This window comes from Lysobacterales bacterium, assembly GCA_014946745.1.
Classification (GTDB): Bacteria; Pseudomonadota; Gammaproteobacteria; order Xanthomonadales; family Xanthomonadaceae; genus Aquimonas.
The window spans coordinates 730,484-743,887 of sequence record JADCRD010000003.1 but is presented as its reverse complement, the minus strand read 5'-3'; the positions used below and the strand labels follow the sequence as shown (position 1 = coordinate 743,887).

The window sequence follows — 13,404 nt, the reverse complement described above, 5'->3', positions numbered from 1 at the left end:
TCACGTGGCTTCGACACCACCTTCAGCGTAAGGCGCGTTGGATGTGTCACCGGCGGATTGGGAATCCTGAGCCTCTTCCTCTTCGTCGTCCTCCTTCAGCTCCTCTTCCAACGTGTCGATCGCGGCCTGATGGATCTGAAGTGCACGCTCAATCAGACTTCGAATGCCCACCACCTCCCACGGCTCACGGATCCCGGCCTTCTTCATCTTGTGCAGAAGATCAAGGCTTCCTTCGGCAGTCGTCGTCGAATCTGGCAGCGCGCCAATCAGGATTCCGCGCACGGCACAGAAACGCCCGCTCAGCTCGATTTCGATGAACTGCTCGACCTTTCGCATGTAGCGCTCGAGCTGGGTGAGGTGTTCCAGCTCGAGCGGGAGGGTGGGTGACTTTAGTTCAACGATTACGACCTCCGATGGCATCGCGCTGTCCGCCATGACGAAGACGAGGTCGGGACGCGTGAGGTCGTCCTTGCCGCTCTTCTGCATCGGAGTGAAGGAGTCCACGCCGATCTGTCGAGCGAGTTTCGAGGCCAGCTTGCTGAGATCCTCATCGCTGACAATTGGTCGGGTGAACTCCGGCCGGATCAGCCATGGATCGCTCTTGAAGAGCGCGTGCAGCTGGGTTTCCGAAGCTTTCTTCTTCCAGTTTTCCTCGCCCTCGAGCTCGAGCTTCTTGAGCGCGTTGATTCCGTTGCGGCGCCCCCTGTAAAGCTTGAGAGCATCAAGTCGCTCGATCTCCGCAAGGTCGCGCAGATGCCCGGCGACTTTCTCGATCGACTCCGGGTTAGCGCCTACCTCGATGAGCTTGATCAGCACCTCGCTCGCATTCGCAGCATTGATGACCAGCGGCGCGACCTCTTTAAACTCCGTGCTGTCTACGCCATGGCGCGCTGCGAGCGTGGTCAACAGCTTTTTGATCGGACCTCTCGACCGTGGAGGAAGCTGCTGCGCGACGCGATCCAGCATGCGCGCCTCGGGATTGTCCTGGATGTCCTGCTCGGCCCTGGCGTTCCTGAATTTCGAGTGCGCCTTGATCCCCTCCATCATCGACTCGGTAACGGTCGAAAGCAGCTTTTCTACGAGCTGGCTGTCCTGGCGTAGGTGCGTTCGATTGGTATTTATGATGTCGACGCCGAACCGATCGAGCTCGTCGGCGATCACGATGCATTCCATATACGACTGCGCATGGAAGTTGTGCATGCCAGTGGGCAGGTCGAGGAGCGTCGGCCCAGCAGCGAGCCGGTTGTTGCAGTAGATACGGGCGCCTCGCTTGGCCGCGGGAAGATGAGCGCCCTTCTCGCGAAACCTCACCGAATAGCGGTACTCGAGCGGTTCAGGCATGTCATCGATGTCGAGCCGCACCGTGGCGAAGCCTTCGGCATCGACTCTCGGTCCACTGGGGAAGGTGAACTCGTATTTCGGCGTTTCGGCCACAACCACTTCCTCATTGACCTTGATCTCAAAGTCGGCCGGCAGGATGCCGAAGAAGGCTTCCGAGAGCGTGCTCTTGATGGAATCGACGTTATTTCGCACGGCGTCGCACTTGAGAGCCGACAGCTCGATGAGCGTGTAGCTCTCTTGGACTTCTTTCCCCGGGATATACGTCGCCGGCAACACGACCTCGCTGAGGTTCGGCTCAGCCACAAGCTTGTCGTACCGCATACAAAAGCTCGTGGCGAAGTCCTGACCGCGCCGTTTGGTTTCGACGCGGACAACGCCGGCGGCGCCGAAACCGGCGAGCTTTCCCAGACCCTTCCGGCCCATCGCGTACCGCAGGCCGTTCTCAGTCTTAAGGTTCGTCTCTTGCCCATCGTTGCCGATGCGACGTTTGCGATTAATCGGAAGGAACACGTTCTGAACCTGCTGGGGCGTCATGCCGTTGCCCGCATCGCGGATCGTGACCTTTATGTCTTCCGGCAGCGCGAGGAGCAAGATCCGCCCGCGGGATGAGGGCGCGCGCCCCCCCGCCGCTTGGGCTTCCGCGAGGGCAGAGGCTCTCGCTGCCCTGCGAACTTGGTCGCGTGCCTTCTCAATCTCCCCCACAGGAATCGCGATGTCCACCCTCGGCGACTCGGCGTCATAGGCGTTCGCGACAAACTCGACGAGGCACTTGCCCAGCGTCGTATACATGTTGATCCCGAGGGCTTCGAGCATGCCGCCCTGGATGGTCATGGTGAATTCTTCGGGCTTCACTACCGCGATGCTCGATAACGCTCCTGCGTCCTGCGTCGGCTCACTTTCCATTTTCTGTCTCCCAAGACTCGGCTCGGCAACGCCGTTCCCCAGACTGTCAATGTTAGGGGTCCTACCTCTTATCCGCAGGCGATTTGAACAAGTCTGCAAACCTGTAGTCACGGCGAGCAACTCTACGTCGCATCGGGGGGTTGTGGAACCGCTCGATGCAGTCGAACAGGTCGACCCGAGCCTCGCACGGGTTCAGTAGTCCTGAGGGTCCACGCGCACCCGCTCGAGCTGCCCCAAGGAGCCCTCACAGGCGGCGACGTCGGCACAGCAGCCGGACGCAATAATGCTGAACATTGAGGCGTTCTGACCCAGAATCCTCTGGGCGTCCCCGCTGATGAATTGCCTACCCCGGTCAGAGTGCAGGATGACCCCAAATGCTCCTCGTCGCTGCCACACTGCCATCCGCACCACACAGACAACAATGTTGCGATACTACTCGTGATGCATTGATCAGCGCGTGACCAGCTTCTTTTAGAGGTCGATCACCACGCATAGGCGCAGATTGCAAGCCTGTGTGTCAATCACGGTGATGTCGCTGACCCATTTGATCCAGGGCACCTGTGCATTGAAGTCCCGCTCCAACAGGTTCTGGACGCCGACGGCCCGGGTCCAGGGCTTGCCACCGAAATAGTGTTTCGTCCGCCTCGACCAGCCATGCAAGCCCGCTCGGGCCAACAGCCGGGTGACGCCCTTGTGGACAGCTTGCGGGAAGATCAGCCAAGCCCAGACGCGCCCATAAATGCCCGTGCCCTCGATCAGCCCTAAGCGTCCGGCGACGACACCTACCGCTCGACCTCGCCATGTGTTGAGCCTCCGCCGCTGACAGCCGCTTAGCCTTCGATCGCCAGCAGGCTGTCGATATGTAAGCGCCCACCACGCCACGCCTCCGAACACGACATCGACCGGTACTCCATCGAGAAAACCGGCGACGGTTGGGAAGATCAGGTCAGGATGGAAGGTGAGGTGGGCGGGCGCTTACCTACAGGAGCGCGATTTGCTGCTGCAACCTCCGCAGCTCCTTGACCTCGGCGGTCTCCAGCTTGCTGTAGCGCTTGCACCAGACGTACAGCGTCTGCACACCGATTCCGTACTTCTTGGCAACCTCCGCAACCGGCGACTTGTCAACCTCATTGAGGACCCTGACTATCTGCTAGTCGGTGAATCGGGACTTGCGCATGCGCTTCTCGCTGATCTCAGGAGCCATCCTCTCAACGTTCAAAGGGTCCGACAATCTCCGCGCAGGTCACGATACCTACCCCTCCGAAACCGCCAGCTCGGAGGAGATCACTACGAGATCTGTTGTGTCAGGAGCGCCAACAACTGACACCTTAAGTGTGCACGACGAACGGCTCCGCTGACACCGCCAGATGCGAACAAAGCGATCAGCGTGAATCGGTACGATTGTAGAGAGGCCTTGAATCTCTACGACCACCTCAATAGGAACCGAACCAACCGATCGATCCGTCAAAAGGAGTGCCTCATTCTCCGCCAGCTCCACGGAGATCTTTGCCTCATGCGACTCCACAGCAGAGAAGTCTCTCCAAGGAAAGCGACCTCCCTCTACTAGCTTGAACGAACTCGACGCAAACTCGGTCGCGCGAGCCTTCGCTATCAAGAATCCAGTGTCCTCACTGTACTGATCCTCCCATCCGAGTGCAGCGGCCGCCGCGAGGTTTAAACCAGCAATGGTGTGCTCGTCGCTGCCAGGACTTCCCCCGATCTCCAACCGCGATGGATCGGAGCAGAGTCGACGTGGCCCAATCCCGAAGCTCAGGTCCGTCAAGACTGCCAGATGACCGTACAAACGGGCCCCGGCACAGACCAAGCGCCCGGCCTCTTCAATCTGGCGTAGGTTGACCTGCTGATGGGAGATCTGAGTTCGCCCGATCGGTAATTGCGTGACATCCATAAACCCAGGCCCGGGGGACTGAAAAGTGGGAAACGCTAAAGTCGACGGGGGATTCCTCACAAAACCGAGCGCAGCAAGGAGCGTGGCCGCAGCTGCTGCGCCACACAAGAATGCGGGGAGATACGTCAGCCATCGCCTTTCGATCCAGTAGAGGCTGCCCAAAGCGACAAAGCAAGCCACCAACACACCGTGCGCGTACAGCATCCAGTATGGGGTTACATCGCGTATGACAAGAACGCTGGCAGAATGAGTAAAAAGAAGGAGCAAGAATAGAAGCGATAGCGAGCGATGCAATCCGACAACGAGGCTTGCCAGAAGCCCAAATGCAGAAAGAACCAGAACGAGGGAGTATGCACCCATAATCCATGCGTATGCGGAGCCTTCAGCGAGCCAGTAGCCCAATGTAAACTCACCGCCACCCCAAAAAACAGACCGCAGAAGCAGCGCGATGTCTGCAATGCGCTCGATACTCAGCACGTTCGAAGACCAAAAGCCCAGACCCTGCACACCTTCGGGCTTCTCGGCACTAAAGATCCCCCACCACACAGGCGCCATACCCGCAAAAAAAACGAGAGACGACGTAAATAGGCCTCGTAGCAATTCGGCTACTGACGCTCTAAAGAAAACTACAGCCGACACCATTAGGACGGCAAGCACGAACGCAACCGGATGTGCGTGTACCGCAAAAACAAAAAGCAGGCCTAGCAATGCCCACCGTCGAAGCTGGTGCGGCGCGTCTCGAACAGAAAGAGCCACAGCGATGCAGGCCAGCACTATGGCTTCACTTGCGCCAGCATGAGTTGGAGCTATCAGCGCCAAGATAGTCCACCCTGGAAGCCCCATAGCCAAGGCAGCCACCAGTGAAGCGTTCCAATCAAACCCTGCTCGTCTCGCCACAGATAGAGCCAGCGGGAACTTAAGCCCAACAAACAGTCCCATCCCAAACAGCGCTCCAAACGCGCCCCCCAACCAGTAAAAGGGAACAAGCACATAAAACCAAAGCGCACTCAGGTGCAGGATTCCGCCAATCAACGGGCCTTGAACGGGGAAGGAATCACCCTGAGCTATCTGCTGAACAAAATAGAGGTCTCTGTAAGCGTCACCCCCTCCAGACGAATGCGCGCTAATGAAGGCACAGATGAGCACGAAAAGCGTGACGCAGCCGTAGCTCCAGAACGCGGGCGACGACAAGATATTCAGCGCCCTGGTGTTGACACTATTGCTCACAACGAATGCCCCCCGCTCTTTCGCGCGCTTGCCCTAGCGGAGGCGACACGACAACCCGCCCTGAAAAAAACCTGACATCTGTCCACAGAACCTCTGGGCCCAAGTGTAAGGATACCAGTTCGCTATGGCCTGCTTGGGGGTCTCGAATACAAAGATGAACGACCACCTCCACGTTAGCGCTGGCAGGAACTCGCTCAAAGCATTGCAGGATTGGACCATGGCACCAAGGCCCAGCCTGTAAGATTTTGCAGGTTGTCGCGTGAAGATGCCCGACGTACGGTGCTTCGGCGAGGCTACGTTCAGCAGCGCTCATTGAGTTTCACCTCTCGAAACAGACCAGCGACTTGGGAGTGTGACACTCCGTGGCTGTGCGGAACGACTTGCGGAACGCAAGCGCTCGCATCTCGAAAGCAACCGGAAGGTCATAAATGAACGCAAGAAGTTTCGTCCTCATACTTGCCGCAATACTCGCGGCTCCAACCTTTGCGAAAGCACCCCACATCGAAGCGAAGCCCGATCCGCACCTTGGCCGCGCCACGATCGATCCGATGGGCATGTTTGCGGCTAAGTCCGCTCCTGCGCCCCTTGGCGTGCCCCTGATCCCGCTGTGGGGCTTAAACGCTCCCCAGTTCACTGACCACTTCTACACCACAGATAGTAATCAGTACAACACCGCACTGGGCTATGGATTTCAGGATCAAGGCACTGTCATCTACGTGGAAAGAGAACCAGCGCCTGCGACTTCCCCTCTGCGCCGCTACTACAGCTCTTCGCTCCAAGCGCATTACTACGCGATCGACACAAGCGCAGGAGTCCCCTCGACGTTTAATCTTGAATACTACCCGGGAACAAGCACCCCAAGAGTTGAAGGCTATCTATATCCATTTCAAGTGCCAGGATCAACGCCGCTCTATATGCTGACAGACCAAGGCATCGGCGGAACTGATTACCAGATGACCGCTTCCGCGGGAACTGTCAACTGGCTTGTCGGGCAAGGCTGGCAGCTTAGCGGCGGATGTTCGGGCTGTCCGGCAGGCGTTGTTGGTTATGGCTACACCACTGCGACGCCCACGGTTCCGTCCGGAGTAATTCTTGGCAAACGGAGCACCTTGCCACTTAGCCCCGGAGGGAGCGCGCGCGGCACCACGTTCGGTGAGACGCTTTGGCAGGTGCCGCGTCCATGGTGGAACCCCAGCGCGCAGACTCAAGTGATGTCGTTCCAGGTTGTGACCTACGGAATGGCCAATTCCAAACACCACGTTGGGCTCATGTTGCGTGCGGTTTATGATTGGACGCAGCCCATATTCCCAAGCGGAGCTTATCACTGGGGAGTTGGAGTCATATTGGGCGACTTGAGTGGCACGCGAGAGCCCGGAAGTTGCGGTGTATCAGGGCTAGGCTTCCAGGTCGAGCTGTTCCATGTTCCGCCGACCCTAGCGGGTTGCTCGTGCGCCAAGGCGCCCGACGCTAACGGGAGTTTTGGAACGCCCGGCACAGCTGGAAATTGCCCGGTGCCAAGCAATTTGTGGAGCGGAAGTGATGGCGTGGTCTATCAAGTGCAGATGTCTGCGGATTCGTTTGGTCTAGTAGACTATCGGATCTGGAACCAGTCATACCAACTGGTCGCAGGGGGCGCGGCGTACATGCAGGGTTATCCCCTGTTTTCGCTCGGGCTAGCGCCTGGTAGCTCAACCATGCTGGGTGGTGAGGGCATCATCTTCGCCTCCACCGCTGGCGAAATCGCACCGTGGACAGCTTTCTTCACAAATGTCAACGTGCAGTGGTACTAGGCCACGCCGTTGACTTCTGAGTCTGCGACCCTCTAAGACGAAGGCTCAGACCATGAACGCCTGGCGGCGTATCGCCAGGCGTTCTTTCGATTGTCCACCGACAGTTCTCAGAATCGATGCGGCTTAAATGAGCTCCGCTTGCATACTCGATAGTGAACTAGTCCAAGTGGCGGCTCAGCATCACAGCGAGTTCGCTTTGGACTAGTAGCTCTGCCAACGTCCCGACAGCATGTACCAGGCGATGCCGCTGCTCCGCAGGCCACAGCTCATCGTCGTCATCCAAGGCCAACCACGGTCCGGCATACCCAGCGCGACGTCGCTCCAGCCACATCTGGATGCAGCTGAAGCGCGAGCATCGGGACGCTTGGTAGTCGATCGCGAGCTCAGGCAACCAGATCGAGTCGGTCACCCGCGCCGCGATGGCTGCCGGCAACATTCCACGAGCTGCTTCCAGGCCGCGCATCCGTGCCCATGCAGTCGAGAGCACGATCTCTACCCGGTGTAGGTAGGGCTGAAGAATGCGCTCCAACGTCGGCGCCTCAACGAGCCAAGGTCCCGAGTAAGGTACGGCGATGACGCTGTTCTCGCCGCGCTCGAACGTCCAGAGCGGGTGCAGGGTTCCATCAAAGTCGAGGAACAAAATCATGGGTCGACTACCGTCTCAGAGCGCCCGAATCACGCTGCCGCTTGGCTAGACCTCCGGCTCAGGTACCAATCCTTCAATCGCTTCGATCGAGTCGCACTGAGCTGTCGCGAGCCGCCGCGCGCTAAAGCTTGACACGCGCAACGCGACCGAGCGGACGCATCACCGCTAGAGCACGAAGCGCAAAAGCCTGCGCCCGCCGCGTCGGTGCAAACAAGATACCCAGGTACGATCAGAGCCTACCGAGTCCCTCGAGCGCCCAACTCCCATGCTGGCCTTGACGCTTCTGGCTTCCTTGACCGCCTGCGCCGACGTGACGGCCTACTACGACGGCCTTGAGGTTGGCAGCCCCGGTGCCACCCGCGCCAGCTTGCATGCCCGTATCCGCGGCCACACACGCATCCCATACACGAGCACCACACAACTTGACGTCTGGTCGGTGCTGGAGATCACGGACGAGGACCCGATGAATCCGGATCGGATTGTCGATGTCTACCGCAATGCGTCGCTGTTGAAGAGTGAGCGCAACTATCAGCGCGAGCACAGTTGGCCCAGCAGCTACGGTTTCCCCAACAACGTCGTCGACAACTACCCGTATACCGACGTCCACCACCTGCACCTGGCGGATGGCAGCTACAACGCAAGCCGCGGGAACCTGCCCTACGACTGGTGCACAGCGAGCTGCACCGAGCGGCCAACGGTGGCCACCAACGGTACTGGCGGCGGCACCGGCGTGTACCCAGGCAACTCGAACTGGCGTGCCTCCGACCGATGGGAGGTCTGGAAGGAACGACGCGGCGACATCGCTCGTGGGCTCCTGTACCTCGACGTGAGGTATGAGGGCGGGACCCACCCGGTCACCGGAGCGGCTGAGCCCGATCTTATTCTGACGGACGATCGCGCACTGATCGTCACGTCAGGCGGTTTGAATGCTTCGACCGCCCACATGGGCATGCTGTCGGTCCTGCTCGAGTGGCACCAGTTGGATCCACCCGATGCTCGCGATCACAGCCGAAACGCCGGCGCATGCGCGGCGCAAGGCAATCGCAACCCCTTCATCGATCGGCCGGAGATCGCCGACTGCGTGTTCTCCAACCGGTGCGGTACCGAAGTCTTCTCCGACGGCTTCGAGGCGAGTCCGTAGGAGCGAGGCGGAAAAGTTCGCACCACAAGCTCTGCACCTAGCGTCGACTGGGCCTTCTCGCCGGTAGGCTCGGCGACCGCCGTGAGCAGTCGTCAGGGGCGAAGCCCTGAGGCCGCGCCGGTTCGACTACCCGCGCGCGAGCCGGCCTCTATGCGGAGCGGGGCGACCTTCGAGCAGCTTGGCAACTGCCCTCGCCCTAGCGTTGGCGGCTTCCGCTGCCGAGCTCGAAAAGCTCTGTGAGCGCAAAGCCCTCCGCGTGCGCGGCTTCAATCACCAACGCGCGGACTCGCTTCCGATCTGCATACACAGCCTCCGCCCGCCGCTCGGAGACCGCAGCTTGAAGCTCATCAAGCTCACGCACGGTCAGATCGGCCAGCAGCGATGCCCAGCGGCGCGAAAACGGGGAGGCGGAGTCGGACATCGGGGCTCAGCGGGATCGACTTGAAGGCGCGCATTTGACCACGCCGGCATTCCGATGGCGAAGGCCCTTCTGCGAAGGGCCCCGCCGCAGTAGCACGCTGATGTCGGCTAGGGCCTCGCCGAATCCCACTTGAACAAGTCGGGCCGTTCCGAACGCCAACGGCTCAGTGCCTGCTTGGGCGTCTCGCGCGTGCCTCTGTTCGGGTTCAACGTCTCGTTGTGACGTTCCACGAACACCTTCAGGAACTGCGAGAACTCAGCGACCGAGGTCAAGGCGCATCGCTCACCCTCGCGAGCAATCTTGGAAAGCAGCGCCTCCGCAGCGGTTGAAGCGTGAGGGGTCCGCCGACGCTCCTGATAGTCAACGCCAAGCTGCGCGCAAACTTCGTCGAGTTGCGTAACTCCTGCAGTTACTGCTTCGTCAACCGCAGGAATCTCCGCCTCCACGGTGCGCACTCGAAAGCTCGCGTGCTCCCTCACGGCGGCCAAGAATGCGCGAGCGCTGTTTGCAGAGAGATCAGGCTGCAGTTCCACATAGGCCCATCCGGTCTCCACATCGACCGCGGACCACACATAGCTTCGATCACCTGCCCCGAGCCGCGGCAGCCGTGCGAAATCAACGACCACATGGCCGGGTTCGCTGAGATGCGATGCCATGTGTAGCCCGCGTGCGCCCGGGGGCGAAGTTCCGCGGTCAGTCTCTGGCGAAGACGAGTTCATGAGCACCTCCCGTGTGATGGTGTTCCTCTTCGCGGCGAAGCTCCCTGGGGCAAACCTGGCAGCACTGGGGTTGTCGCCTGCCAGCAACTTCTATCGGAAACACGTCGAACCTGTCCACCGCTGCTCTACAGCACGCCACAGTGACATGGCGCCTCTGCCGTACCGATTGCGTAAGGCGGCAGCCGATCGGCGAGCCTGACACGCAGCTCGGAACGGTTCGTACTCGTGCCTGTTGCGGCAGCACCCACACCAGGTTCCATGCAGCCTTGACGGCCCTGACGTGCCCGTGCACGAATGAGCGCAATCGCGGCCACATCGATCCGCGCTTCATGGTGCTTCGGCGTGCCTTCAAGACTTGCTCTGAACATTTCCATCAACGCATTTCCCCTCGATCGCCACCCGTGGAAGATTCTCTGGTTCGGTCCAGTGGACTTCCCAAACCCGATCGACCGTAACCGACAAGCCTCGGTGTGCGTGTCGTTGTCCAAGGTCTCCATGGTGTCGGAGCTAAGGGGGCACGCCGAGACGCCGATTGAGCGCTATGTGTCGGTTGGCATGCTCACCATCCTCAGGGTGGGCGACGTCTTCAAGACGGGCCGCCTGACAGCCGTGGGCAGCGGCACGCGCGAGACCTTCAGCGACATCGTAATCGGCCCTTCAACGACCGAGCTCGTCAAGGCAGGAAGCAGCGAAGACGGCCACTATCTCCTGCCCCTGCAACAGCACAGTGAGCACCAGACTCACACCAAGAGCTACTGTGTGCGCGTGAGATTGCCCGATGGCAGGCGGCTCATCGTCCCATCCCTGGAACTGGCGCGGTTCTACTTCGGGTCGTCCAGCGCTCTGCTGGGCAAGCTCTTCAGGCCTCATCTGGAGCGAGAGCACCTGTACGATCCAGACCAGTCGCGTCTTCGTAAACATCAGCACACCTACCTCCGCTTGGCTGCAGGAATTCCGGCGCGAAGCGCGGGAGACGTCGCGAGGATCCTGGGCACGCAGGAGGGCTGGAAGAGCGCTCGCTGGATTGGTGGCTCGATGGCCGCGGGCGGACCTCAGTGCTACATCCGTACGGAGTTCCCTTTTGTGGGACGCACAACCCTGCGAGCGCGGGGACGCTGGCTACCTCACGGCGATCAGACCCAGCAGACCTTCGTGGTGCACGAACTCTTGAGTTGCTCGCATCCGTTTCCGTTCAGCTCCCTCGCCTACGATGAGGCGCCGGGAACCGCAAAGTCAAAGCCAGCCACGCGTACCCAAACCACACCGCACCCCGCGGAATCTGCCGCCAGTGGCGATCCGACAAAGCGGCTCGTCGAGAATGACGCCGGCCGTCTCACGGGAACGTCCCTTGAGTTCGATGACGTGGTGCGCTTTCCGGACCTTCGGAGAAAGCGCATATCGCGACAATCGAGCACAGAAGAAGGCAAGGCGACAGGCGGGGGATCAGCGCACGCCTCCGCCGACGCGACGCAGATTGCTGTCGGTGAACCAGGCTCCACGGAGAACATCCGCCCGGTTGAGTTCGAGGCGGACGCTCAGCAGGAACCGCCTGAGTACCTGCGACCGATCCTCGATGTGCTTCAGAACATCCCGGGGGTGGATGTTCGACCCTTGGCGAGGGAGGCGGCTGGGTGGAGCGTACCGCTTTCGGAGGTGTTCCCAGATGCGCCACGACACTGGCAAAGCATCGAAGAGGGGCCCACGGGCACGAGGCCTCGACACTGCTCGTTCGTCGAAGTGGCGTGGGGAGAACGTCGTCGCACGTATGTGGCGTTCGAGGACTGCAACGTGGTCGTGGAGGTCGTCTTTCACGCTTCCGAGGCGGACGGGGCGGGCGCAGACGTTTCACCAGCGGCCCGCCAAGCCTGGATGAATCATGGGCTTCAAGGCTGGCCGAAGGGACTGCTTACCCCGCACTGATTCCCGTCTTTCGCGCCGAGGCCCAGGCTTCGACGGTCTTTCTCAGAGATCCGGGGACGCGGTACCGGGCCCCGTTGACTACCAGGTGCACTACGCCCCGATCCGATTGTTCCACTGACGCCATCGACAGGCAGCCTCGGGGCAGAGCGAACGCCAACTCAATGACACGCTCACGCTGAGCTGAGGACGCAAGCTCACCGGCGGAATCAATGTTCTGCATCAGTTGCCGGAGCCTCTTGGCCGAGGGCGAATCTGCCTTCGGCGCCGGCGGCTCGGGAAGGTGGGGCACGTCCCAGCCCATCACTTGGCGGCAGAAAGTCACGAATACGCCAAGGTTCGCCCGCTGGCCAGGCCGCTTGGCCAGGTACTTCAACGTCGACTCGACAGACCAGGCCTGATCGACCACCTTGGCCTGTTCGCAGAATGCAATCGCAGCGCTCAGGTACTGGCGTCTCGTCCGAACAGGGAGTTCACAACCCGTCAGATGGCTCGCGTAGGCCTCCGCCACATCCTTGAACGCCTGCCGCCGCGCTCGCATCAAGCACTCACGGATCCGCTCGTCTTCCGCCGCCTCTTGCTTGGCGGCTTCACTCAGCGTGATCCCGTGGGTCTCGTCCAGGTAGCGCATGAACTGCAAGTGCCGCCGCATATCGCTGACGGACAAGCGGCCCAAGAGCCAGTCCTCGGTCACGCGCTGATCGCCGCTGAGAAGCGAGTCGATGCGCGCTACGAACGCCATGTGCCGAGCAAAACTGCGTACGAGAATGGGCGAGTCCGGCGAGCGGGCGTGCAGCCAGGCGGCAAAGTCAGGGAGCCAGCCGCGGCACTCCGAACGCTCCAAACCTCCCAGATGCAGCGAGACTTCGCGTCCCAATGCGGCTCGGTTGAGACAGGGCCGGCAACGCCCCGACCCCGCTCCAGCGACCGGCCCGGCGCAATCCGGACAGGGGTGAGTGACACCCCCTTGAGGTCCGCACGGTGCGCAGTAGGGCCGATCGTCCGAGAGCCTGCCAGCGACCGCACGCGATCGCCCACAGTGACAGCAGGTCGCATGCGAGGCTTTGTTGCGGCAGCGATCGCAAACGAGCAGACCCAACGGATCATCGCTGCGCCGCGAAAGACGACGACTCAGTAGACCGCAGCTTTCACAGGGCTGCGGTTCGCGGAAGTAGGGTCTGCAGCTTGGGCAAACCACTCCGCCATCGACTCGGAGCCCGGCTCTTGGCACCGGCCCAGCGCACCGAACGCAGGTCCGTTTCGCTGCTTCGCACTTCCTGCACGCGTAGGGACCGTGGTTGGAGACGTGCGCTCGAACTGAGCCGCCGCAGCTACAGCGACGGACAACAAACTCTCGTTTGTAGCAGGTGCCGCAGTACTCATCGCGCCC

10 protein-coding genes are annotated in these 13,404 nt (G+C 60.7%); 3 read left to right on the top strand and 7 right to left on the bottom strand.

Features of this window, described 5'->3' with window-relative positions; all coding sequences use genetic code 11:
• The 3 genes from H4O13_18835 to H4O13_18825 all read right to left on the bottom strand — a co-directional run bounded on the left by H4O13_18835 (position 1) and on the right by H4O13_18825 (position 5,380).
• Positions 1-2,244, bottom strand: a complete 2,244-nt coding sequence (locus tag H4O13_18835; GenBank protein MBE5317454.1) for an ATP-binding protein — start codon at positions 2,242-2,244, stop codon at positions 1-3.
• Positions 2,245-3,223: 979 nt separating this feature from the next.
• On the bottom strand, positions 3,224-3,391 hold the full coding sequence (locus H4O13_18830) for a helix-turn-helix domain-containing protein (protein ID MBE5317453.1): 168 nt from the start codon (positions 3,389-3,391) through the stop codon (positions 3,224-3,226).
• Between the two features lie 105 nt (positions 3,392-3,496).
• Positions 3,497-5,380: a hypothetical protein gene (locus H4O13_18825; protein MBE5317452.1), complete on the bottom strand. Its 1,884-nt coding sequence runs from the start codon at positions 5,378-5,380 to the stop codon at positions 3,497-3,499.
• A gap of 428 nt (positions 5,381-5,808) precedes the next feature.
• Here H4O13_18825 and H4O13_18820 point away from each other — a divergent pair, with 428 nt between their 5' ends.
• Positions 5,809-7,170, top strand: coding sequence for a hypothetical protein (locus H4O13_18820; protein MBE5317451.1), 1,362 nt, complete (start codon positions 5,809-5,811; stop codon positions 7,168-7,170).
• 157 nt (positions 7,171-7,327) lie between these two features.
• Here the strand turns inward: H4O13_18820 and H4O13_18815 are convergent, their stop codons facing one another.
• A complete protein-coding gene (locus H4O13_18815) occupies positions 7,328-7,816 on the bottom strand; it encodes a hypothetical protein (GenBank protein ID MBE5317450.1) in 489 nt (162 codons plus the stop codon).
• A 265-nt stretch (positions 7,817-8,081) separates the two neighbouring features.
• Between H4O13_18815 and H4O13_18810 the strand changes: the two genes are divergently transcribed.
• Complete coding sequence (locus H4O13_18810) at positions 8,082-8,957, top strand: endonuclease (protein MBE5317449.1); 876 nt, start codon at positions 8,082-8,084, stop codon at positions 8,955-8,957.
• A gap of 196 nt (positions 8,958-9,153) precedes the next feature.
• On the opposite strand, the gene H4O13_18805 is transcribed toward H4O13_18810, so the two are convergent.
• Together H4O13_18805 and H4O13_18800 are read right to left on the bottom strand one after the other, a co-directional pair.
• The gene (locus H4O13_18805; GenBank protein ID MBE5317448.1) at positions 9,154-9,378 is read right to left on the bottom strand and encodes a hypothetical protein; all 225 of its coding nucleotides are present in this window, start codon (positions 9,376-9,378) and stop codon (positions 9,154-9,156) included.
• 107 nt (positions 9,379-9,485) lie between these two features.
• Entirely contained in the window at positions 9,486-10,034 is a 549-nt protein-coding gene (locus H4O13_18800; GenBank protein ID MBE5317447.1) for a hypothetical protein, read from the bottom strand.
• 357 nt (positions 10,035-10,391) lie between these two features.
• Here H4O13_18800 and H4O13_18795 point away from each other — a divergent pair, with 357 nt between their 5' ends.
• The gene (locus H4O13_18795) at positions 10,392-12,017 is read left to right on the top strand and encodes a hypothetical protein (protein ID MBE5317446.1); all 1,626 of its coding nucleotides are present in this window, start codon (positions 10,392-10,394) and stop codon (positions 12,015-12,017) included.
• On the opposite strand, the gene H4O13_18790 is transcribed toward H4O13_18795, so the two are convergent.
• Positions 12,004-12,891: a hypothetical protein gene (locus tag H4O13_18790; protein MBE5317445.1), complete on the bottom strand. Its 888-nt coding sequence runs from the start codon at positions 12,889-12,891 to the stop codon at positions 12,004-12,006. The two genes, H4O13_18795 and H4O13_18790, sit on opposite strands and share 14 nt — an antisense overlap.
• Positions 12,892-13,404: the final 513 nt, after the last annotated feature.

Excerpts from the sequence above, each read along its gene's own strand:
- H4O13_18810 (MBE5317449.1), top strand. The coding sequence starts at position 8,082 with ATGCTGGCCTTGACGCTTCTGGCTTCCTTGACCGCCTGCGCCGACGTG.
- H4O13_18820 (MBE5317451.1), top strand. The coding sequence starts at position 5,809 with ATGAACGCAAGAAGTTTCGTCCTCATACTTGCCGCAATACTCGCGGCT.
- H4O13_18815 (MBE5317450.1), bottom strand. The coding sequence starts at position 7,816 with ATGATTTTGTTCCTCGACTTTGATGGAACCCTGCACCCGCTCTGGACG.
- H4O13_18835 (MBE5317454.1), bottom strand. The coding sequence starts at position 2,244 with ATGGAAAGTGAGCCGACGCAGGACGCAGGAGCGTTATCGAGCATCGCG.
- H4O13_18805 (MBE5317448.1), bottom strand. The coding sequence starts at position 9,378 with ATGTCCGACTCCGCCTCCCCGTTTTCGCGCCGCTGGGCATCGCTGCTG.
- H4O13_18795 (MBE5317446.1), top strand. The coding sequence starts at position 10,392 with ATGAGCGCAATCGCGGCCACATCGATCCGCGCTTCATGGTGCTTCGGC.
- H4O13_18800 (MBE5317447.1), bottom strand. The coding sequence starts at position 10,034 with ATGGCATCGCATCTCAGCGAACCCGGCCATGTGGTCGTTGATTTCGCA.